Origin of the sequence: Roseateles aquatilis (assembly GCF_002205645.1) — a bacterium.
GTDB classification, from domain to species: domain Bacteria; phylum Pseudomonadota; class Gammaproteobacteria; order Burkholderiales; family Burkholderiaceae_C; genus Roseateles; species Roseateles aquatilis.
This window is the reverse complement of record NZ_NIOF01000025.1, coordinates 1-23,155: the sequence shown is the minus strand read 5'-3', so window position 1 is coordinate 23,155 and position 23,155 is coordinate 1. Positions and strand designations below refer to the sequence as shown.

13 protein-coding genes are annotated in these 23,155 nt (G+C 68.8%); 8 read left to right on the top strand and 5 right to left on the bottom strand.

The window, feature by feature from the left end; translation table 11 throughout:
* Positions 1 to 376: 376 nt before the first annotated feature.
* Positions 377 to 6,103, top strand: coding sequence for an Ig-like domain-containing alpha-2-macroglobulin family protein (locus CDN99_RS27335; RefSeq protein WP_158218982.1), 5,727 nt, complete (start codon positions 377 to 379; stop codon positions 6,101 to 6,103).
* A gap of 32 nt (positions 6,104 to 6,135) precedes the next feature.
* Positions 6,136 to 8,352: a penicillin-binding protein 1C gene (gene pbpC / locus CDN99_RS27330; protein ID WP_088388754.1), complete on the top strand. Its 2,217-nt coding sequence runs from the start codon at positions 6,136 to 6,138 to the stop codon at positions 8,350 to 8,352.
* Here pbpC and CDN99_RS27325 read toward each other — a convergent pair.
* Positions 8,312 to 8,860 (bottom strand): GNAT family N-acetyltransferase, encoded by a 549-nt coding sequence (locus tag CDN99_RS27325; RefSeq protein WP_158218981.1) that lies wholly within the window; start codon positions 8,858 to 8,860, stop codon positions 8,312 to 8,314. The genes pbpC and CDN99_RS27325 overlap by 41 nt on opposite strands.
* Before the next feature lie 211 nt (positions 8,861 to 9,071).
* On the opposite strand from CDN99_RS27325, the gene CDN99_RS27320 reads away from it, so the two are divergent.
* Both CDN99_RS27320 and CDN99_RS27315 read left to right on the top strand, forming a co-directional pair.
* Positions 9,072 to 9,380, top strand: coding sequence for a hypothetical protein (locus CDN99_RS27320; RefSeq protein WP_141101019.1), 309 nt, complete (start codon positions 9,072 to 9,074; stop codon positions 9,378 to 9,380).
* 235 nt (positions 9,381 to 9,615) lie between these two features.
* On the top strand, positions 9,616 to 12,246 hold the full coding sequence (locus tag CDN99_RS27315; protein WP_088388744.1) for a chemotaxis protein CheW: 2,631 nt from the start codon (positions 9,616 to 9,618) through the stop codon (positions 12,244 to 12,246).
* 24 nt (positions 12,247 to 12,270) lie between these two features.
* Here the strand turns inward: CDN99_RS27315 and CDN99_RS27310 are convergent, their stop codons facing one another.
* Positions 12,271 to 12,885 (bottom strand): GNAT family N-acetyltransferase, encoded by a 615-nt coding sequence (locus CDN99_RS27310; RefSeq protein WP_088388742.1) that lies wholly within the window; start codon positions 12,883 to 12,885, stop codon positions 12,271 to 12,273.
* A 527-nt stretch (positions 12,886 to 13,412) separates the two neighbouring features.
* Between CDN99_RS27310 and CDN99_RS27305 the strand changes: the two genes are divergently transcribed.
* Positions 13,413 to 13,793 carry an SET domain-containing protein gene (locus CDN99_RS27305; RefSeq protein WP_238139737.1) on the top strand — a complete coding sequence of 127 codons (381 nt, stop codon included), beginning with the start codon at positions 13,413 to 13,415 and terminating at the stop codon, positions 13,791 to 13,793.
* A gap of 294 nt (positions 13,794 to 14,087) precedes the next feature.
* Here the strand turns inward: CDN99_RS27305 and CDN99_RS27300 are convergent, their stop codons facing one another.
* Positions 14,088 to 14,840, bottom strand: a complete 753-nt coding sequence (locus CDN99_RS27300) for a UPF0149 family protein (RefSeq protein WP_088388738.1) — start codon at positions 14,838 to 14,840, stop codon at positions 14,088 to 14,090.
* A 183-nt stretch (positions 14,841 to 15,023) separates the two neighbouring features.
* The gene (alaS, locus tag CDN99_RS27295; protein ID WP_088388736.1) at positions 15,024 to 17,657 is read right to left on the bottom strand and encodes an alanine--tRNA ligase; all 2,634 of its coding nucleotides are present in this window, start codon (positions 17,655 to 17,657) and stop codon (positions 15,024 to 15,026) included.
* Positions 17,658 to 18,015: 358 nt separating this feature from the next.
* Here alaS and CDN99_RS27290 point away from each other — a divergent pair, with 358 nt between their 5' ends.
* On the top strand, positions 18,016 to 19,494 hold the full coding sequence (locus tag CDN99_RS27290; RefSeq protein WP_088388734.1) for an NAD-dependent succinate-semialdehyde dehydrogenase: 1,479 nt from the start codon (positions 18,016 to 18,018) through the stop codon (positions 19,492 to 19,494).
* Positions 19,495 to 19,608: 114 nt separating this feature from the next.
* On the opposite strand, the gene CDN99_RS27285 is transcribed toward CDN99_RS27290, so the two are convergent.
* Entirely contained in the window at positions 19,609 to 20,505 is an 897-nt protein-coding gene (locus tag CDN99_RS27285; protein WP_088388732.1) for a LysR substrate-binding domain-containing protein, read from the bottom strand.
* Positions 20,506 to 20,715: 210 nt separating this feature from the next.
* Here CDN99_RS27285 and CDN99_RS27280 point away from each other — a divergent pair, with 210 nt between their 5' ends.
* Positions 20,716 to 21,924, top strand: a complete 1,209-nt coding sequence (locus CDN99_RS27280; RefSeq protein WP_088388730.1) for an MFS transporter — start codon at positions 20,716 to 20,718, stop codon at positions 21,922 to 21,924.
* Between the two features lie 97 nt (positions 21,925 to 22,021).
* The gene (gene dkgB / locus CDN99_RS27275; RefSeq protein ID WP_193531755.1) at positions 22,022 to 22,858 is read left to right on the top strand and encodes a 2,5-didehydrogluconate reductase DkgB; all 837 of its coding nucleotides are present in this window, start codon (positions 22,022 to 22,024) and stop codon (positions 22,856 to 22,858) included.
* The last annotated feature ends 297 nt before the right edge of the window (positions 22,859 to 23,155 follow it).

Below are 23,155 nucleotides of genomic sequence, written 5' to 3'. Positions count from 1 at the left end.
CGACTCAGCGCCGATGATAGTGCGGACTCCCGTGTGAAAGTAGGTCATCGTCAGGCTAATTTCCCGCCAAACCCCTCGGTCAGCAATGATCGAGGGGTTTCGCCTTTGGGGGGCTGAATTCTGGGGCCTCAGTATTTCTCGGCGTCTGATTGATCTGCCGCAAAAAGGGTGAATTGCGCCAGCACAAGAAGTCCACGAGCACATGCTCGGTTGGCAGCCTACTTCCACCGGTAGTTTGGCGACTTTTTGTTGGGACTGGTTTTTATCCCAGCTGAGAAATAGACTGACCTCCTCGATTCGACATTGCGGGAGGCACATGTTTCGATCAGCAGAGTTGCGCGCGAGATCTGTCTTACGGTCGTGCGGACTGGCAGCGATGGTGACGCTGGCAGCTCAGGCCTCAGCGATTGAGATCGTTCATGTGGCGCCCCAAGGAGAGGTGGCCGGCCTTCAGAACATCGTCGTGCGATTTGGGGCCAGCGTCTCCGCGCTGGGTGATCCCCGCCTGCCAGACCCTGTGCAGGTGCGGTGTGGCGCGGTGGAAGTTCACGGCAAAGGTCGCTGGAGCAACGATCGCGAATGGATCTTCGATTTCTCGCAGCCACTGCCTGCCGGCGCAAAATGCAAGGTAAGCGTCAAGGAAGACTTCCGGCCAACCGCGCCAAACGCAAGTCCGAATTGGACAGGTCGTCGCGAATACGCTTTCCAACTCGCGGCCCCGACCATTCGGCAGATCCGGCCGTGGGAAGGTAGCCGAATAGAGGAAGACCAGCGCTTCCTCCTTCAGCTCTCCGGCGCAGCCAAGGCTGCCACGATCGCGTCGAATGTTTGGTGCGAGTCCCAGGCGGTCGGCGAGCGCATTCCGTCGGTGCTGTATCCCGATGCAGAGCGTGACGCCTTGCTCCGGGCGCTGAAGATGGAGAGCGCGCTCAAGCAGAGTTGGATTCTCATGGGATGCCAACGACCGCTCCCCGCAGGCGCTGATGCTGCAGTTGTGTGGGGCCCAGGGATTGCTGCCGGAGCGGACGATTCGGTTCGCACCCGTGGCGAGCGTCGCCTGCGCTTTTCTGTTCGGCCGCCGCTAACGGCGGAATTCTCCTGTGAGCGTGAGCGCGCCAATGCGCCATGTCTGCCGATTCGGCCGCTCAACATTTCATTCTCGGAGCCCATCCCTCGCGACGTTGCGCTGAAGGTGAGGCTCAAAGGGCCGGACGGTCAAAGCATCGCCCCCATTGCGACTGCGCCCGAGGAGGATCAAGCCGGCAACTCGCCTTCGCTGACGACCGTGAAGTTCCCGGTGCCGTTGGCGGAGTTGAAGGAGTACATCGTTGAGTTGCCCTCAGGGGTGAAAGACCTCAGCGGTCGAGCGCTGTCGAATGCCGCCAGCTTCCCCATGAAGGTACGCACCGGGGGGGCGCCTCCGCTTGCGAAGTTCGCGGCTGCTCCCTTCGGTATCGTGGAATGGGAAGCCAATGGGCCCAGCCTGGTGCCGCTGAGCATGCGTCATGTGCAGGCAGATCTGCAGCCCAAGGCGGGCGGACATCTGCGCATCAAGCGCATCACCGATGACATCGACATCCTGCGCTGGTATGGCCGCATGTACGGGCAGAACGAATGGGAGGCGCGAAAGCTCGAACTTTTGAGGGGCGAGTCCGGGCTCAGCTCGATGACGGTGCCGCCACCGAATCCCGACAAGGCGATCGATGTCATCGGTGTGCCGCTTGCACAACCGGGTTATCACATCCTCGAGCTGAAGTCGCCGCAACTCGGACAGTCCCTGCTCGAGCCGATTCAACCGATGTATGTCCGTACCGGTGCGCTGGTCACCAACCTGGGACTGCACTTCAAGCTGGGTCAGGACAACAGCCTGGTCTGGGTGACCACCTTGGACAAGGGTCAGCCGGTCGCGGGCGCCTCCGTGTCCGTGTACGACTGCAAGGGGGGGCGCCTGTGGAGCGGTCGCACCGACGCTCAAGGCCTGGCTCGCATCGATCGAGCCAATCTGGAACGCGATCGCGGTGGCAAGTGCATCGCGGAGGCCGGTCTCTTCATCACCGCGCGGGCGGAGCAACCTGGCAGGCCGTCGGACATGTCGTTCATGTTCAGCGGCTGGAGCCGCGGCATCGAACCCTGGCGGTTCAATGTACCGATCTCATGGGGGGGCGAGCGGCAGGCACGAGCCCACACGGTCACGGATCGGCCGTTGCTGCGCGCTGGCGAGATGCTGTCGATGAAGCACTTCTTCCGCTTCGAGACGGTACAGGGGCTGAGCGACGCGACATCGGAGCAACTGCCGGACAAGTTGCGAATCGTCTTCGAGGGCACCGGAGAGGACATCGCGTCCGTCGATCTTCGCTGGCAGGGTTCCCGGTACGCGCTTTCTACATGGAAGGTACCCGCCAACGCCAAGCTGGGGCGCTACCGCCTGATCCTGGAACGCAGCAACGTGTCGAACGACGCGCAGAAGACCTGGGATAGCGGCAGCGTGCGCGTAGAGGAGTTCCGCGTCCCCTTGGTCGATGCTCGGCTGTTGCCGCCCGCGGGCGCGCAAGTGGGTGTCAAGGAGCAGGGCTGGGGCGCGCAGCTCAACTACATGGCGGGTGGACCCATGGCCAAGTCGCCCATTCAGGTGAGCGCCATGCTGCAGTCGCGCTGGGCCACTTTCCCGGGGTATGACGACTACGCGTTCGAGCCCCCCTCCGCGCAAGCCGCGGACGCGGGCAACGAAAGCGAAGCCGGTCCGGAAGGGGACGGCGAGACCTCGGGCGGCGCGCCGGGTGGCAATCGACTGTTGCTCGACAAGCTGTCGATTCAAACCGACGCCAAGGGGGCAGCGCAGTTCAAGGTGCCGCTCAAGGGTGGCGTCGACCGGCCCTCGGAGCTACGCGTCGAGCTGAACTACCGGGATCCGGATGGGCAGACGCATACGCGCGCCAGCTCGCAAATGGTCTGGCCGGCGGACGTCGTGATCGGCCTGCGCGCCGCGACGTGGGTGTCGAACGGCCAATCGTTGCAGGTACAGGCCATCGCGCTCGACACCAACGGCAAGCCCGTTGCAGGTCGAACGGTGTCGATCGGGGGGCGGCAGATCCAGACCTTGAGCACGCGCAAGCGGTTGGTGGGTGGCTTCTACGGCTACGAGCACCAGCGTCAGCAGAAGGACCTGGGCGAGCTTTGCAGCGGAAAGACCGATGCGCTCGGCATCATGCGCTGCGAGATCAAGCTCAGCCAAAGCGGGCAGATCGAGCTGATCGGCGCGGCATCGGACGCGGGCGGACGCACGGCGAAGGCAGCACGGTCCTTGTGGGTTACGCGGGCCGGAGAGCTCTGGTTTTCGCAGGACAACGACGATCGCATCGACGTGATCCCCGAGCGTCGTCGCTACGAGCCGGGAGAGACCGCGCGTTTCCAGGTCCGCATGCCATATCGGGATGCCACCGCGTTGATCTCGGTCGAGCGCGAGGGTGTGTTGCACAGTGAGGTCCGTCGCATCTCCGGCCGGGACCCGTGGATCGAACTGAAGATCGACAAGGACTGGACGCCCAACGCCTATGTCAGCGTGATGGTCCTGCGTGGCCGGCTGCGCGAGGTGCCGTGGTACTCGTTCTTCTCCTGGGGTTGGCGCGAACCGGGCAACTGGTGGCGCGAGTGGCGAGCCTCCGGCGACTATCGGGCGCCGACGGCGATGGTCGATCTGTCCAAACCCTCGTTCAAGCTCGGCATGGCGCCGATCGAGATCGGGCAGGCCCGGCATCGCCTTCAGGTCGAGGTCGTGCCGCAGCAAGCGCAGTACGGCATTCGCCAAAGCGCGCAAGTGAAGCTCCGCGTGCTGCAGGACGGCAAGCCGGTACCGGACGCGCAGATCGCGTTCGCTGCGGTGGACGAAGGCTTGCTGGCGTTGGCGCCCAACCCGAGCTGGAAACTGCTGGATGGCATGATCCAGGCGCGCTCCTGGGGCGTGACGACGGCGACCGCGCACAGCGAGATCATCGGGCGGCGTCATTACGGGCGGAAAGCCGTCGCGGCGGGCGGCGGCGGCGGCTTCGCGACGCGCGAGCTGTTCGACACCTTGCTTACGTGGCAACCGCTGGTGCCGGTCAACGCGCAGGGTGAGGCGCTGGTGCAAGTGCCGTTGAACGATTCGTTGACCCGCTTCCGGCTGGTCGCTATCGCCGACGCGCCGGGGCAGCGCTTCGGCACCGGCGAGAACAGCATCAAGGTCAGCCAGGATCTGCAACTGCTCTCCGGCCTGCCTCCGCTGGTCCGGGAGGGCGACCGCGTGCAGGCGATGCTGACGCTGCGAAATGCCACGACCCGCGCCATGGATCTTCGGGTCACGTTGGCGGGCAGGGCCGCGACGGGGACCGGCGAGCAAGCGCTCGCCACCGAGCCGCGCGTCGTGAAGCTGGCGGCCGGCCAGGCGCAGGAGCTGGCCTGGGATGTCGTCGTGCCGGACGGTGCGCAACGCATCGCGTGGGAGGCGCAAGCACAAGAGCAGGGTGGCGGTGGCGCGAAGGACGCGATGCGCATGACGCAGGCGGTAGAGCCCGCCGTGCCGCTGCGGGTGCTGCAGGCGACGCTGCGTCAGCTCGATGCACCGCTCTCCATCCCTGTCGCCCCACCCGTCGATGCGTTGCCCACGTCTGGCGTCAAGCGCGGTGGGCTGCAGATCGGGTTGCAGCCGCGACTTTCCAGCGCGTTGCCCGGCATCCGGCGCTACTTCGAGCAGTACCCGTACACCTGCCTTGAGCAGCAGAGCTCGAAGTACCTCGCCTTGCACGACACGGCGGCGTGGGATGGGTTGATGGGACAACTGGCGACCTATCAGGATGCTGAGGGCTTGTTTGCCTACTTCCCGCTGTCGCGGTCCATCACGCAGGGCAGCGATGCGCTGACGGCGCATCTGCTGTCGGCCGCGCAGGAGGGGGGGCGCGCGCTGCCCGCGGCCCAGTTGAACAAGGCACTGGACGGTCTGGCCGCCTTCGTCGAGGGTCGTCTGGAGCGTCGTCACTGGTCGCCGCGCCCGGACGACGAGCCGCGTCGCATCGCGGCGTTGGCCGCCTTGGCGCGTTACGGCAAAGCCACGCCGAGGCAGCTCGGCACCGTCGACGCCAACCATCTGGCCAGTTGGCCCACACACGCCGTGATCGACTGGTTGGTGTTGCATCAGCGGATGACGCAGGCTCCCGGACGCGAGGCCCAGATCGCGGCAGCGCAAAACCAACTGCGGTCACGGCTGAGCTACGCAGGGACGACGCTGCGGTTCGTCAACGAGGACGCCGACGGCTGGTGGTGGTTGATGGCCAGCGGTGACTCGAACGCGGCGCGTGCGATCCTCGCGCTCGCCGACGATGCCGGGTGGAAGGACGATCTGCCGCGCCTCGTGGTGGGGACGCTGGCACGCCAGGAGCGCGGCGCGTGGTTCAACACCACCGCCAACCTGTGGGGCGTGCTCGCGCTGGAGAAGTTCTCCGCGCGCTTCGAGTCGCAAGCGGTGAAGGGGCGGACCGAGGCGAAGCTCGCCTCCGCCAGCGCGGTGTTGGACTGGTCGGCCAAGCCCGACGGTGGGTCCTTGCAACTCGCGTGGCCGGCCGCCGCCACGAACGGCAACCTCGCCGTGACGCATGCGGGCGAGGGCAAGCCATGGGTCACGGTGCAGGCGTTGGCGGCGGTGCCGCTCAAGGCGCCGTTGAATGCAGGCTACTCGCTCAAGCGGACGGTGACCGCGATCTCTCAGAAGGCGGCGCCGAAGTGGTCGCGCGGCGACGTGATGCGCGTGCGGCTGGAGATCGAGGCTGCGGCCGACATGACGTGGGCGGTGCTGAGCGACCCGTTGCCCACCGGCGCCGCGGTCGTCGAAGGCACCATCGAAAGTCAGGGAGAACGGGCCGAGGGGCAGGCCTGGCCTGATTTCATCGAGCGCAGCTTCACGGCCTGGCGCGCTTACTTCGGCTATCTGCCGCGCGGTCGGCATGTTCTGGAGTACACGGTCCGCTTGAACAACGCCGGTCGGTTTCAGATGCCGACGACGCGGGTGGAGGCGATGTATTCGCCCGAGCGTTTCGGAGAGGTGCCGAACGCTACCCTGGAGGTCGCGCCGTGATGGCGTGCGCCACGACGCGTGTCCATCGCTCGATGCGATGGGCACGCGATCGTGTGCGCCAGGTGCAGATCGTGGGTCTCGGGCTGGTGCTGGCGGCGGGTGTCGTGCGTGCCGAAGACCTGCCGTCGTTCGCGCAGACGCGGGGCGGGCATCCGGTGTCGGACCTGCAGTTGCTGGATCGGCGTGGCGAGCCGCTGCAAATCCTGCGAATGAACCCGGACCGGCGGGTGTTGCCGTGGGTGCCGCTGGAGCAGATGTCGCCGTCGCTGCTGCGAGCGATGTTGTTGTCCGAGGATCAGCGCTTCTACCAGCACAGCGGCGTTGACTGGTCCGCGGTCGCGTCCAGCGCCTGGGGCAACCTGTGGAACACGCGCACCCGCGGCGCGTCGACGGTCACGATGCAGCTCGCGGGTTTGCTGGATGAGGATCTGGCGGCGCGCGGTGGCCGCAGCCTGAGGCAGAAGCTCGGGCAGGCCTGGGTCGCGGGGCGTCTGGAGAAGCGCTGGACCAAGGCGCAGATCCTCGAGGGTTATCTGAACCGGGTGCCGTTGCGCGGCGAGTTGATCGGTGTTCCGGCGGCCTCGCAAGTGCTCTTCGGCAAGCGACCCGGGGGGCTGGATGGCCGGGAATCCGCGATGCTTGCGGCCATGCTGCGTGCGCCCAATGCGTCACCGGACGTGATCTCGTCCCGCGCGTGCGGCGTGCTCCAGGCCATGGGCCAGGCTTGCGTGGGACTGGCCGACGAAGTGGGCGCGGTGCTGCGGCGCAAGCCGCTGACCGTGGCCGACGCACCCCAGTGGGCGCCCCACTATGCGCGGCTCGCGCTGAAGGCGGGCGGGCCCGCGACGCAGCGCAGCACGCTCGACGCCGTGTGGCAGCGTCACGCAGTGCAAACGCTGCGTCGGCACCTGTCGGAGCTGGCCGGCCGGCAGGTCGAGGACGGCGCCGTGCTCGTCCTGGACAACGCCAGCGGGGAGGTCCGGGTCTGGGTCGGCTCCAGCGGCAGCCAGTTGTCCGAGGCCGCGCAGGTCGACCATGTGCTCGCGCGGCGCCAGCCCGGGTCGACGCTCAAACCCTTCCTCTACGAGCTCGCGATCGAGCGGCGCCTCATCACCGCGGCCAGCTTGCTGGACGACTCGCCCGCCCAGGTGGCCACCGCGGCGGGGCTGTACCTGCCGCAGAACTACGACAAGCATTACCGCGGCTGGATCAGCGCCCGGGCGGCGCTCGGCAACAGCCTGAACGTGCCGGCGGTTCGGCTGTCGCTGATGCTGACGCCCGAAGCGGTGTTCGAGCGGCTCAATGCGTTGGGGCTGCAACTGCCGGAGACCGGTGGTTTCTACGGGCATTCGCTGGCGCTCGGCAGCGCCGACGTCACGCTGCTGGCGCTGACCAACGCCTATCGCGCGCTCGCCAACGGCGGTCGCCATGGCGAGGTGCGCTTGCCGGGCATCGCCGGGTCGGCGCGATCGCGCGCGGTCGCCGATGCGAAGGCGAGCTTCATCGTCGGCGACATCCTCGCCGACAACAACGCGCGGGCGCTGACCTTCGGGCTGTCCAGCGCGCTGGCCTTGCCGTTCCCGGCCTCGGTCAAGACGGGGACCAGCAAGGACATGCGGGACAACTGGTGCATCGGCTGGAGCAGCCGCTACACCGTCGGCGTGTGGGTGGGCAATTCCAGCGGCGAGGCGATGCAGCAGGTCTCTGGCGTCAGCGGCGCGGCGCCGGTGTGGCGCGAGGTGATGCTGGCGCTGCACGCCGGCCAGACACCCGCGGCGCCGGTGCCGCCGGTCGGTGTGCTCGCGCAGGACACGCGCTTCGATGGGCAGCAGGAGCCGGAGCGGCGTGAATGGTTTCTGGCGGGAACGGAGCAGGCCGTCATTCGCCGGTCGGCCGACGCGCCGACGCTCAGCAATCCGACCGATGGCGCGATCTATGCGCTGGATCCCGACATTCCACCCGCCGCCCAGCGGCTACGCTTCTCGCACGAGGGCCGGCTGGACGATGGCGCCGTGGCGAGCTGGCGTCTGAATGGCCGCGTCATCGGTCGCGGCGCGACGCTGGACTGGCTGCCGATGCCGGGCCGCCATGAACTGGCGTTGCTCGACGGCCGGGGCCGCGTCCTGCGGCAAGTGCGTTTCGAGGTTCGCGGCGCCGGGCTGCGCGGGCCCGCGGGAAAGACACCCGGCACAGCGACCGGCGCTCACGTCAAGTCGCAGGCGGTTGCCGCTCGGCCCAGTCCGGGTTGATCAGCGCGAAGGTCTCGTGATCGCGCCATGCGCCGTCGATGAACAGATAACGAGGGCTGAAACCCTCGCGCTGGAATCCGAGGCGTTCCAGCACATGCCGGCTGCGGTGGTTCTCCGGGCGGACCGACGCCTGCAGCCGATGCAGCGACACCGTCGGGCCGAACACTTCGGCGATCACGCCGGCGAGCGCTTCATGCATCAGACCACCGCCGACCTGCTCGGCGTCCAGGCTGTAGCCGAGCATCGCGCTCTGGAAGACGCCGCGGGACACCTGGGACAGCGCACATTGGCCAACCAGCCGGGCCGGGTCCTCCGGCCGCGAGAACCAGTAGCGCCACAGCGACCCCGCCTCGAAGGCGGCGGCTTCCTGAGCCAGGCGCTCTCTTGTCGGGCCCGGTTGCCAATAGTCCGGCGGTCGGGTCGGATCCCAGGGGGCGAAGTGGTCGGCGTTGCGCGTCTGGTACTCGATCACCGCCTCGGCCATCATGGGCGTGGAAGTCTGCAGCAATAGACGTTCTGTGCGCAGGGCGGGCATTGGTAGGCCGGCGCGACGATCGGAATGGCTCATCGCGGTCATTGTGCCCGGAGGGGAATCCCATCCCACCATTCCGCAAGTCAAGCGTTCCAGGGCGCAGTTCGTCGCCGCCCGGTGGCGGGCCGAGGCCTGACTTTCGATACTCCTTCATCGTCGCTAAGATCCAGATTCGCGCGGGGAGACCATGAAGAACCAACAACGACCGCCGGTGCACGCCCACCACACCACTTTGCATCTGCTCGGCATCGCCGCGCTGGGAGCCGCGCTGCTGGTGCCGATGGCGCCGGCGCAGGCCAGCGAGGTGGTCAAGCTGGCGCGATTGGTGATCACCGGCAAGCGCCAGCCCAGCCGCCCGCCCGTCGCCCCCCAGCAAGGCCCCGCCGAGCGCAATGGCGATGTCACGACCCAACCGCAAAGCCGCGCCAACGACGCCGAGCTTCACGCGATGAACCAGCGCCGCGGTGCCGAAGCCGCGCTGACGATGGCCGACTGAACCTGTCGCCTCCGGGGCTGCGCCTTCCGGCGGCCCCGCGCGACGCACCGTCGCGCGACATCTCTCCCCAACTTGCGACATCCCTGCACCAACCCCGCGCTTTGGTGTGAATTGTTGTGCGATCCCTGATGTTCACGCTCAGAAGTGAGCAGTTGTCCGCCTGACAAGGTCACATCGGGGCGCCAAACTCCCCCGCCTTGCCTCACAAGGGCGCGAAAAGTCGGGAGATCGGGGAATGACCAAGGTCTGGAGAAAGGGTCTGCCCTTCAGCGTTGAAGTGGCGCCCTTGCTGGCGTCCATGCCGCTGTTGGACGAGTATCGGGAGCCGCTGGTGCGGCTGCAGGGCGCGTGGGACAGCCTGGCGCTGCTCGGGCAGATGAGCGGCGCCGCCACGGACATGGCGGACACGCGGACCGCCTTCGAGGCGCTCACCGGCCGGTTGCTCGACAGCCTGGCGCGGCGGCAACTGCGCAACGCGGTTCAACAACTGCAGGGGCGATCGCAGGTCGCGATCGACATCCTTGTCCGCAACCTCTTCGAGCGCACGGCCGATGTCGGCTTCCTGGCTGGCGACGGACCCTTGCGCGCCTTGCTGCAGGCCGATGCCGACGGCACCGCCGATCTGGCGCAGGCCCAGGCGCTTCGGCAGCGCTTCGCGGCCTACGTCGCCAAGTATTCCGTCTATGACCAGGTGGTGCTGCTGGCCGCCGATGGGCGCCGCCTGGCGGCGCTCGACGAGACGCGCTGCGCGCCGGTGGTCGATGACGTCCGGCTGCGAGAGGCCTTCGAGCCTGGTCGCGCGTTCGTCGAAGCGCATGGACCGACCGCGCTGCTCGGTGGCGCCAGCGGCCTGATCTACGCCGCGGCGGTGACGGCCTTGGACGCCTCGTCCTCCGACAAGGCCGGTGCGCCTGGGCTGCTATGTCTGTCGTTCAAGCTCGAGGACGAGTTGCTCGGGCTGTTCCGCGCGCTGTGCGCGGGCGTGCGGCGCTCGGTGCTGGTGTTGAAGGATGCCGAGGGGCGCGTCCTGCTCACCTCCGACCCTTGGCAGATCCCCCTTGGCGCGCCGCTGAGCGATGCCGGGGAGGGGCAAGGCTGGCGACTCGATTTCGCCGGCCGCGATTACTTGTCCTGCAATGCCGCGGCGGGCGGCTACGAGGGCTACTTCGGGCCCGGCTGGACGGCGCAGATGCTGCAGCCGCTGCAGCACGCCTTCGCCGACGCGCCCCCGGAGCAGGCGGATACACGGGCTCGACACGTCGATACCCGAGAGCTTTTCGACGATGAACTGCGCAGCATCCCCGAGGAGGCGCGCCGGATTCAGCGTGAGTTGTCCCGCTCGCTGTGGAACGGCAAGCTGAAGAGTCGGACGCAGTCGCCCTCCCAGTCGCCTGCCGTCGCCACGCGGGGCACGGGTGGTGGTGGCAATGGAAGCAATGGCGACGGCGCCGGTGGCAACGGCAGCAGCAGCGGCTTCGCGGTCACGTTGCTCAACGAGGTTGAACGCACCGGCCAACAACTGCGGCAGGTGTTCGAGCGCGCCATCGCGCAACTCGAGAACGGCGCATTGGGCGCCGTGTTCGATGGGGCCGGCTTCCAGGCGGAGCTGGCGATCTCCATCGTCAACCGCAATCTCTACGAGCGAGCCAACGACTGTCGCTGGTGGGCGCTCGACGCGCGCCTGCAACGCGCGCTGGCGGACGGCGACGCGACAGCGGCGACGGACGTGCTGTCTCGCATTCACGCGCTGTACACGGTCTATTCGCTGCTGCTGGTGTTCGACAACACCGGTCGCGTGGTCGCGGTTTCCGATCCGGCGCAAGTCCATCACGTCGGGCGGCATCTGCAGGGGGAATGGGTCGGCGGCGCGCTCGGTCTGCGCGACGCGGGCGAGTACGTCGTGTCCGCGCATCAGCCTTGCGGCCTGTACGGTGAGGACGGCCACGCGCCATGCCTGGTCTACGCGGCCGGGGTACCTGATCCCGACGGCGCCGGTCTGGTGGGCGGCATCGCGATCGTGTTCGACGGCGAGCCGCAGTTCCGTTCGATGCTGCGCGCGGCCTTGCCGGCGCAGGCGGGGGCCGTGGCGCTGCTGGTGACGCGCGCCGGCGAGGTCGTGGCCAGCAGCGATGCGCGCTGGTCTCCGGGCGATCGTGCGCCGATGGGACTGGTCGATCTGCCGTCGTTGCCCGCCGATCGCCACGTCACCGGCGAGCTCGACCTGGAGGGGCGTGTGCAGGCCTTCGGGCTCGCGATGTCCGGTGGCTACCGCGAGTACCGCCGGCTCACGCCGCCCGATCCGACGGACCTCGCGGCACTGGTGCTGGTGCCGCTCGGTCCCCGGCTGGAAGTCGGTGGCGACGATGCGGCGCAGGTTGCGTTCGCGCCGCTCCCGCCCATTGGCGCGCAGGTGCTGGACGTGGCGAGCTTCCTGGTCGACCAGCAGTGGTTGGGCCTGCCCGCGGTGCAGGTGCTCGCGGCGCTGGAGCATCAGCGCATCACCGCGTGGCCGCAAGCGCCCGTGGCGGTGCGGGGCATGCTGGGTTTCGAGGGCCGCATGCTGCCGGTGCTGGACCTGGGCGAGTTGCTGTTCCATCAGCCCTGCGGGGACGACGCGGCATTGCTCGTCTGCCAGACCCGCGCCGGGCAGCGCATGGTGGTGGCGGTGCAGCAACTCGGTCAGGTGTTCGTGGCCGGTGCCGAGCAACTGCAGCCCAGTCCCACCCGGCCCGGCTGGGCCGCACAGGCGCAGGTCCACCTGCTCAAGGGGAAGGGGCCGCAGATGCTGACGTTGCTGGACGGCGACGACCTGTGGCGCCTGGTCAGCGGGGTCGCGGAGCAGACGCCCGCGTTGCCCCTGGATTGACGCCGCGACCGGGCCCGCCGCCCCTCAGCCCGCCGGCCGTTCCATCGCGGGTGGCCGCGGGTGGAAGCGGGCCATCGTCAGCACGTCCTCGTAGCGGCCCGCGCGCAGCGCATAGGCACGCAGGCGGCCTTCGGTCTCGAAACCGGAACGTTCGTACAGGCCGATCGCTCGATGGTTGTCGGCGAACACCGTCAGCTCGACGCGCAGCACGCCGAGCCAGTCGTCGGCCTGGCGCAGCAGCGCGGCCATCATCGCGCTGCCGACGCCACGCCCCTGGGCGTCCGGGTGCACGCTCATGCCGAGCGCCATCACGTGCCGGCGCCGCGCCTGCGGCGTGGCATGCAGGCTGGCGGACCCCACCAGCCGGTCGCCATCCAGGGCCAGCAACTGGAGTTCGCCGGACTGCACGTCGGGTGTCTTGGCGAAACGCTCGCGCCAGAATTCCTCGGACGTGAACGGCAGCTGCAGCAGCCACGGCTGCACCTCGGGATGGCCGAGCAGCGCGGCGAAGGCTCGCGCATCCTCGGGCCGCGGGCGGCGCAGGGTCAGCGCTGGCGAGATCGTCGTGGGCGGGTTCGTGCGCGAGGTCAGGCTGTCGGCTTCGGACCGTGCTGGGGTGGACGGCGTCGGGGTCTGCATCGGAAGCTCCTTGTGGGACGGGGGACCAAGGGCGGAAAGCAACAAGGCCCGCGGGTTGCGCGGGCCTTGTCGGGGGAGGCTGGGGAGGGGGATCGTGGGGGACCGGGGTCCTGGATCCTTGCTCGGGGCGTCTACCGCGTTCGACGCCGGCCAGCCGGGCATGCGCACTGCTGCTGATGCATCGATTGCATCGGCAGGGGCAGGCCTAGGACGACGTGAATGGGGCGAACGGCGCGGAACATGCGAACCAGTATCTCGGGCGCCCCGAGCGGGCGTCAAGCGCGGTCCGAGAGCCGGGAGTGGCAACGGCGCGACAATGCATGTTTCCGATACCGCCGCGGCGTGTGCCGCGATTCGTGCCCATGCCTCGCCTGAGTTCCGTTCCTTCGTCGTTGCCAGAACCCGTCGATCGCGGAGCGGGCCCGAGCGCCGGCCCGGCGCGGCGGGCCGAGGGGCGGGCGACGGGTTCAGTGGCAGCCTCGGCGACCAAGGGGCAGCCGCAGCCCGCGGAACGTTTTGCCTTGTCCGTGGGACCGAGCCCGATCGACGGCCTGGGCGTGTTCGCCGACGAGGCCATCCCGGCCCGACGCAAGATCGGCGAGATGCGTGGCGAGGTCGTGCCGGTGCGCGAGGCCCGTCGCCGCATCGAAGGCCGGCGCCGCATCCACGTCGTCGAGGTGAGCAACAAGACCGCGATCGACGCGACCAAGTCCGACTGCGCGCTGCGCCATGTCAACCACAGCTGCTCGCCGAACGCGGTGCTGCGCATCCGCCAGGGGCGCGCCGAGTTCTACGCGATGCGAGACATCGACACCGGCGAGGAAATCGTCGCCGACTACGGCGAGAGCCACCATGAAGGCCGATTGCGCTGCCGCTGCGGCGCGCCGAACTGCAAGGGCCGGCTCTGAGGCCGAGCCCCTGGCCCCTCGATCTCCCGATCCCCTGATCCCCTGATCCTCTGATCCTCTGATCCTCTGATCCTCTGATCCTCTGATCCTCTGATCCCCGGTCTCCAGTCCCCGATCTCCGATCTCCGGTCCCCGATCTCCGGTCCCCGATCCCCGATCCCCGATCTCAGGGTTCTGATTCCCTGAGGGCGTAGCCTCGGAGGCGGGCAGCGCATGCGCGGCCCCGAACGAACAAGGGCGACCCTTCGGGTCGCCCTTGTCGTGGAAGTCGCGCCGCCGTGACGACACGGTCGATCAATGCGTCGCGTCGGGAGCCGACAGGCCGGCGATCGCTTCCTTCAGCGCGCGCTGCTGCATCCAGAACAGGCGCAGGTCTTGCACGGTGAACAGCATGTCGTCGATCAGCGCGTTCTGGTCGATGCCTTCCGGCTCCTCGTAGGCTTCGCGGATGTACTCGTCGCGCGGCGTCGAGCCTTCGTCCAGCGTCACCGCCTCGATGGCCTCCAGCATCGCCTTCAGGTCCTCGGCGCCGTCGCCGTCAGGCAGCGTCCAGTCGTTCGAATCGTCCACGGCCTGCAGGAAACCCTGCGCCCACATGACGCCCGGCGCGGGCAGGCGCTCCAGCAACTCGGCGGTCAGCGCGCCTTGTGCCAGCAGCTCGGCCTTGGTCTCTTCGTCGAACTCGGAGATCAGCGGTGTCAGGTGCATCTGCTCCGGGGATTCCAGCAGCGGTTGCGGGTCGAGGCTGTCGCCGATCTCGTTCCAGCGCAGGTGCAGCGCTTCCAGGAAGGCATCGGTGTCGTCCTGCTCGTCGAGCGCCGACGGCCAGTCCTCGCCGAAGAGCGCGTCCATCGCCTGCGCGGGCGCGGCGTCCGACGGACCCGTGCGCAGCGCGGTCAGGTAGCCGTCCAGCGTGTCCAGCGTGATCGCGGGCGCGTCCTCGTCGGCGGCGCCGGCCAGCACGGCCAGCAGCGCGCCCAGGCGCTGCGCGTTCTCGACGTCCAGCGTCGCGCCCATGTCGTCATCGGCCATCGGGGTGTCGTTCATTCGTTACTCCAGTTCATCCAAGCAACAAGGGCCCGACCGGGGCCCTTGAAGAAAAACTCGTCCGCGGGCGAGGGGCCGGCGCCGCCCCGGCCGGCCGACGGTCGGGACCGTGGCCGGCGTGGGGCAATCGGCGGTCCCCGCCGCACATCATGCCGAGCCGACATGTCGGCTCGACGGCATCGATCAGATCCGTTCGCCGACCCACGCCTGCACGCTCGCCAGCGCGGCGGGCAGGCCCTTCGCGTCGGTGCCGCCGGCCATCGCCAGGTCCGGCTTGCCGCCGCCCTTGCCGCCGACCTGCTGCGCCACGAAGTTGACCAGCTCGCCGGCCTTGACCTTGCCGATGCTGTCCGCCGTCACGCCGGCCGCCAGCTGGACCTTGTCGCCGTCCACGGCCGCCAGCACGATGGCGGCGGTCTTGAGCTTGTCCTTGAGCTTGTCCATCGTCTCGCGCAGCGTCTTCGCGTCGGCGCCGACCAGCGTCGCGGCCAGGACCTTCAGGCCCTTGACGTCGACGGCCTGCGACAGCAGCTCGTCGCCTTGCGCCGAGGCCAGCTTGCTCTTGGCGGCGGCCAGGTCCTTCTCCAGCGCGCGGACCTGGTCCAGCACGGCCTGCACGCGCAGCTCGACTTCCGACGGCGCGGCCTTCAACGTGCCGGCCACGGCGGTCAGCGTCGATTCCAGCGACTGCAGGTAGTGCAGGGCGTTCTCGCCGGTGACGGCCTCGACGCGGCGGATGCCGGCGGCCACGCCGCTCTCCGCGACGATCTTGAACAGGCCGATGTCGCCGGTGCGCCGCACGTGGGTGCCGCCGCACAGTTCCTTGGACGAGCCGATGCTCAGCACGCGGACCGTGTCGCCGTACTTCTCGCCGAACAGCATCATCGCGCCGCTCTTCTGCGCGTCGTCCAGCGCCATGACCTGGGCCTGCGCGTCGGCGTTGGCCAGGATCTCGGCGTTGACGATGGCCTCGACCTTGCGGATCTCGTCGGCGGTCATCGGCGCGGTGTGCGCGAAGTCGAACCGGGTGCGCTCGGCGTTGACCAGCGAGCCCTTCTGCTGCACGTGGGCGCCCAGCACTTCGCGCAGGGCCTTGTGCATCAGGTGGGTCGCGCTGTGGTTGCGGACGGTGCGGGCGCGGCGCTCGGCGTCGACGCGGGCGGTGAACGCGTCGCCGACCTTGATCGTGCCCTCGGCGACCTGCGCGTGGTGGCCGAACACGTCGGCCTGGATCTTGAGCGTGTCGTCCACGACCACGCGGGTGGTCGCGTTGCGCAGCTCGCCGGCGTCGCCGACCTGGCCGCCGCTCTCGGCGTAGAACGGCGTGTGGTCCAGCACCACCACGACGTCGTCGCCCGCGTCGGCGCTCTGCACGGCGCTGCCGTCGACGTACAGCGCGACGACCTTGGCGTCCTCGCGCAGCAGCTGGTCGTAGCCGTGGAAAGCGGTCGCGGCGCCTTCGTACGCCAGGCCCTGCGCCATCTTGAACTTGCCGGCCTGACGGCCGCGGTCCTTCTGCTCGCCGAGCAGGCGGTTGAAGCCGGCCTCGTCGACGGTCACGCCGCGCTCGCGGCAGACGTCGGCGGTCAGGTCGACCGGGAAGCCGTAGGTGTCGTGCAGCTTGAAGGCGGTCTCGCCGTCGACCTGTGTCGCGCCGCCGGCCAGCGCCGATTCCAGCAGCTCCATGCCGGTGGCGATGGTCTTGAAGAAGCGCTCTTCTTCCTGCTTGAGGACCTCGGTGACGCGGGCCTCATCGCGGCGCAGCTCGGGATAGGCGTCGCCCATTTCCCTGGCCAGCGCGGCGACCAGCTTGTGGAAGAACGGCGTGCGCGCGCCCAGCTTGTAGCCGTGGCGGATGGCGCGGCGGGCGATGCGGCGCAGCACGTAGCCGCGGCCGGCGTTGCCCGGGATCACGCCGTCGACGACGGTGAAGGCGCAGGCGCGGATGTGGTCGGCGATGACCTTCAGCGACGGGCTGTCCTTGTCGCAGTCGCCGCCGGCCGGGGTGGCCGTGTCGACGGCCTGCTTGGCCGCGGCCAGCAGGTTCACGAACAGGTCGATCTCGTAGTTCGAGTGCACATGCTGCAGCACCGCGGTCAGGCGCTCCAGGCCCATGCCGGTGTCCACGCTGGGCTTGGGCAGCTTGTGCATCACACCGTCCTCGGTGCGGTTGAACTGCATGAAGACGTTGTTCCAGATCTCGATGTAACGGTCGCCGTCCTCGTTCGGGCTTCCGGGCGGGCCGCCGGCCACGTCGGGGCCGTGGTCGTAGAAGATCTCGGTGCAGGGGCCGCAGGGGCCGGTGTCGCCCATCATCCAGAAGTTGTCGGACATGTAGCGGCCGCCCTTGTTGTCGCCGATGCGCACGATGCGCTCGGCGGGCACGCCGACCTGCTTGTTCCAGATCTCGTAGGCCTCGTCGTCCTCGGAATAGACGGTGACCCACAGCTTCTCGGCCGGCAGCTTGAAGTGCTCGGTCAGCAGCTCCCAGGCGTAGCCGATCGCGTCCTTCTTGAAGTAGTCGCCGAAGCTGAAGTTGCCCAGCATCTCGAAGAAGGTGTGATGGCGGGCGGTGTAGCCGACGTTGTCCAGGTCGTTGTGCTTGCCGCCGGCGCGGATGCACTTCTGCGCGGTGGTGGCGCGGGAGTAGGCGCGCTTGTCGTAGCCGAGGAACACGTCCTTGAACTGGTTCATGCCGGCGTTGGTGAACAGCAGCGTCGGGTCGTCGCCGGGCACGACCGGGCTCGAGGCGACGATCTGGTGGCCCTTGGACTCGAAGAACTTCAGGAAGGTGTTGCGGATCTCAGCGGCTTTCATGCCTGTCCTCTTGCTTGATGCGCCTGATGCGGCCTGGCGGTGCGGGGTGCCCTTGGCGGGCGGATTCGTGCGCGAGCGCGGGTCTGCCGCTTGCCGGTCGAAGGGCGCAGATGCGCACGCCAACCGCTTGATTTCGCGAAGCTTTCGATTATAGGAGCGCGCTTCCAGGCGCCCGGTCGTGCGCGGATGCGCCGCCCTCGACGACGTGGCGTTAACGCCAACGCGGCTAGGATGCCCGCGGGCGCCCCGGCGCATGTGCATTGAATCCACCGTGGCGTGGCGATCGGAAGGCGGGCCCGCGTGCGCGGCTCGCTCGCCGCTCGACCGCCGCCCGCCCGCTTCTTCCGGAGAACCGACGATGGACCCCAAGACCTCCCCGCTCGCCCAGCTCAGGGATCCGAGCCTGCTCAAGACCGACGCGCTGATCAACGGCGAATGGGTCGGCGGCGCGAGCCGCTTCGATGTCGCCGACCCCGCCACCGGCGATGTGCTGACCCATGTGGCCAACCTGGGCGCCTCCGAGGCCGATGCCGCGATCACCGCCGCCAATGCCGCGTGGCCGGCGTGGCGCGCCAAGACGGCCAAGGAGCGGGGCGCGATCCTGATGCGCTGGTATCACCTGCTGGTGCAGCACGCCGACGACCTGGCGCGCATCCTCACGGCCGAGCAGGGCAAGCCCCTGGCGGAGGCGCGCGGGGAGATCGTCTACGGCGCCAGCTTCGTCGAGTGGTTCGCGGAGCAGGGCAAGCGCGTCTACGGCGAGACGGTGCCGACGACCGATCCGACCAAGCGCACGATGGTCATCCGCCAGCCGGTGGGCGTGTGCGCGGCCATCACGCCGTGGAATTTCCCGCTGGCGATGATCACGCGCAAGGTCGCCCCGGCGTTGGCGGCGGGCTGCCCGGTGGTCATCAAGCCGGCCGAGCAGACGCCGCTGACGGCGCTGGCCGCGGCCGAACTCGCGCAGCGCGCCGGCATGCCGGCCGGCGTGCTGAACGTGATCACCGGCGACGGCGACCACTCGGTCGCCATCGGCCAGGTGCTGTGCGAGAGCCCCGTGGTCCGGCACCTGTCCTTCACCGGATCCACCGAGGTCGGCCGCATCCTGATGGCGCAAAGCGCGCCCACGATCAAGAAGCTGTCGCTGGAGCTGGGCGGCAACGCGCCCTTCCTGGTCTTCGACGACGCGGACCTGGACAGCGCGGTCGAGGGCGCGATCGCCAGCAAGTACCGCAACGCCGGCCAGACCTGCGTGTGCGCCAACCGCCTGTACGTGCAGGCGGGCGTGTATGACGCGTTCATCGCCAAGCTGGCGGAGAAGGTCGGCGGGCTGAAGGTCGGCAACGGCTTCGAGGCGGGCGTGACGCAGGGGCCGCTGATCGACGACGCCGCCATCGCCAAGGTCGAGCAGCACGTGGCCGACGCCACCGGCAAGGGGGCGAAGGTGCTGGTCGGCGGCTCGCGCCTGCACGACCGCTTCTTCCAGCCGACGGTGCTGTCGGAGGTGACCTCCGAGATGCTGTGCGCGCGTGAGGAAACCTTCGGTCCGGTGGCGCCGGTGTTCCGCTTCCAGACCGAGGCCGAAGGCATCGCGATGGCCAACGCCACCGAGTTCGGCCTGGCCGCGTACTTCTACAGCCGCGACATCGGCCGCATCTACCGCGTCGCCGAAGGGCTGGAGTCCGGCATGGTGGGCATCAACACCGGGTTGATCTCGACGGCGGAGGTGCCGTTCGGCGGCGTCAAGCAATCGGGGCTGGGCCGCGAAGGCGGGCATCAGGGCATCGACGAGTATGTCGAGAGCAAGTACCTGTGCCTGGGTGACCTGAACCGTTGATCCGGAACCGGCCGGTCGTCGGTCGCCGTCGGGGCCGCTGGTGGTCGATGAACCGGACGTGCCGCCCGGGCCGCGCCGGAGGCGGCCCGTTCATGGATGGACGCCCACGACCGATCAACCGGTCAGCGTCGCCATTTCCACGGCCAGATAGTCCAGGAAGCAACTGATCCGCGACGCCAGCGCGGTGTTGCGGTAGTAGACCGCGTGCACCGGTTGGCGGGTGTCGACGGTATGTGGGGCCAGCACCTGCACGAGCGTGCCCTCGGCGCGGTCGGTGGCGGTCATGAAGTCGGACAGCGCGACCAGGCCCAGGCCGGCCAGCGCGAGCTGCCGCAGCGTCTCGCCACTGGACGCGCTCAGCGACGCCGTGATCGGGTATCCCTCGCCGCCGGTCCAGCGCAGGGGCCAGGTGTTGAGGCTTTCTGGCTGTGTGAAGCCGAGCAGCTGGTGCGCCGCCAACTGCTCGACCTTGGTCGGCCGGCCATGCGCGGCGAGGTAGGCCGGGCTGGCGAGCACGCGCAGCTTGAAGCTGCCCAGCGGCCGCGCGTGCATCGACGAGTCGGCCAGCGTGCCGATGCGCAGCGCGACGTCGGTGCGCTGCTCCAGCAGGTCGATGATCTGGTCGCTGCTGTTGAGCTCGAGCTCGATCTGCGGATAGCGCTGGCGGAAGCCCGCCACCAGCGGCACCAGCACATGCAGCATGAACGGCGAGGCCGCGTTGATGCGCAGCCGCCCGGCCGGCTCGTCACGCCGCAGCGCGAGCTGCTCCTCGGCCTCCTCGACGGCGGCCAGCACCTTGCGTGCCCGCGCGAGGAAGAACTGCCCCTCCTCGGTCAACTCCAGCCGCCGCGTCGATCGCCGCATCAGCGTCGTGCCCAGCTTCTGCTCCAGGCGGCCCAGGCTGCGGCTGACGGCGGAGACGGTCTGCCCCAGATGCTCCGCCGCGGCGCTGATCGATCCGGCGTCGACGATGGCGGCGAGCACGGCAAGTTCATCGAGGGAGCTTTTCATGGGGCGGGCGGTGGGTGGTGGGCCGGGGGTATCGAGCCGAGGTGCGGGGCGCGATCCGCGCCGTCGCACCGACGCGGTGACGCGGTGACGTGTGGCTCTCATGATATTTGCGTTTGATTCAAAAATAATTTGGTCAATCGAGGCTTTTTCTGCAACCGACGATCCGGAACACTCCCGTCCATCGTCTTCATCCTTGCAGGAGTCCTCATCATGCCGATCGCCTTGTGGGCGCTGACCGTCAGCGCCTTCGCCATCGGGACCACGGAGTTCGTCATCGTGGGCCTGATCCCGACCATGGCCGCCGACCTGGGCGTGAGCCTGCCGTCGGCGGGCCTGCTGGTGTCGCTGTACGCGCTGGGCGTGGCCGTCGGCGCGCCGGTGCTGACGGCGCTTTCTGGCCGCTGGCCGCGCAAGCGCCTGCTGCTGGCGCTGATGCTGGTGTTCACCGTCGGCAACCTGCTGGCCTGGCTGGCGCCCGGCTACGGCACGCTGGTCGTGGCGCGCGTGCTGACCGGCCTGGCGCACGGCGTGTTCTTCTCGATCGGCTCGACGATCGCCACCAGCCTCGTCGCCCGAGAGAAGGCGGCCAGCGCGATCGCGACGATGTTCTCCGGCCTGACCGTCGCGCTCGTCACCGGCGTGCCGCTGGGCACCTTCGTCGGCCAGCACTTCGGCTGGCGCGCCACCTTCCTGGCCGTCGCCGCGCTGGGCCTGATCGCCTTCGTCGCGAGCCTGGTCTTCGTTCCCCGCAAGCTGGCCCAGCCCGCTCCGGCGAGTCTGCTGCATCAGCTGGAGCCGCTGCGCCAGCCGCGCCTGCTGCTGGTCTATGCGATGACCGCCGTCGGCTACGGCGGGTCGTTCACCGCCTTCACCTACCTCGCACCCATCCTTCAGCAGGTCAGCGGCATCGGCGCCAACGCGGTCAGCCTGGTGCTGCTCGTGTACGGCGTGTCGGTCGCGGTCGGCAATGTCTGGGGCGGCAAGCTTGCCGACAAGCGCGGCCCGGTGGGCGCGCTGAAGCTGATCTTCCTGGGCCTGGCGGCGGTGCTGTTCGTGCTGAGCATCACCGCGCATTCGCCCATCGCCGCGGTGCTGACGGTGCTGGCCTGGGGCGCGTTCGCGTTCGGCAATGTGCCGGGGCTGCAGGTCTACGTGGTCCAGCAGGCCGAGGCTCATGCGCCCAAGGCCGTCGACGTCGCGTCGGGCCTGAACATTGCCGCGTTCAACCTCGGCATCGCGGCCGGGGCCTGGGGCGGCGGGCTGATCGTCGAACGCATGGGCCTGATCCACACGCCCTGGATCGGCGGGGTGGTGGTGCTCGGTGCGTTCGCGTTGACCGTGCTGGCCGGGCGCCTCGATCGGCGCTGCCCGCTGCCGGCGCGTCCGGCCGGCGCCGATCCCATCGCCGTCGGCCATTGAACGCCGCGCGCCAGCCACCGGATCCCGCACGGTCATCGCCGTTCTCTCTTTCCTCTCATTTCTCGCAGTCCTCTTCTTCCTCGCATCAGGAGCCACCATGAGCAACACCGCCATCAACGCCAACGCCACCTCGATTCCCATGCCGCCGCTGGGCCTGGGCACCTTCCGCCTGACGGGCCAGACCGTCATCGACGCCGTGCGTGGCGGCTTGTCGCTGGGCTATCGGCACATCGACACCGCGCAGATCTACGGCAATGAGGCCGAGGTCGGCCAGGCGATCGCCGAGAGCGGCGTGCCGCGCGCCGAGCTGTTCGTCACGACCAAGATCTGGACCGAGCACCTGGCCGGCGACCGCCTGATCCCCAGCCTGCGCGAGAGCCTGACCAAGCTGCGCCTGGACGCCGTCGACCTGACGTTGATCCACTGGCCGTCGCCCGGCGGCGCGGTACCGCTGACGGAGACGCTCGACGCGCTCCGGGAAGCGAAACGCCAGGGCCTGACCCGCGCCATCGGCCTGTCCAACTTCACCGTGGCGCAGATGCGCGAGGCGATCGCGCATGTCGGCGTCGGCGAACTGGCCACGAACCAGGTCGAGATCCATCCGTTCCTGCAGAACCGCGCCGTCGTCGACTTCGCCCGCGCGCAGGGCCTGCACCTGACGGCCTACATGCCGCTGGCCTACGGCAAGGTCATGAGCGATCCGGTGCTGCTCGACATCGCGGCCGGCCACGGCACGACACCGGCGCAGGTCTCGCTGGCCTGGTTGCTGCAGCAAGGCTTCGCGGTGATCCCGTCCTCGACGAAGCCGGCCAACCAGCAGGCCAACCTCGGTGCGTTGACGCTGCGCCTGAGCGATCAGGACATGGCCCGCATCGCCACGCTGGACCGCGGCGAGCGGCTTGCCAGTCCGGACTTCGCGCCGGCCTGGGACTGAGCGGCGGCGGGACCGGAGGCCGACGGGCGAAGCTCCGAAGCAGGCGGCCCGAAAGCATGCTTGCGCCGGGCCGCGGTCCGCTGCGTCATAATGCGGCCCGCCGCGGGCGTCGTATAACGGCTATTACCTTGGCTTCCCAAAAGGTGACACTAGGTCACTGACCCGCATGACCTATCACGGGCTCCGCGCCCTGATCTGCATTGAATAAATCGAGACGCTCTGAGCGTTAGTCTTTCGGCGATTCGGCCCCGGCAAGGGGCGAAGGAGAAGTCGTGAGACGGAGTCGTTTTTCGGTGG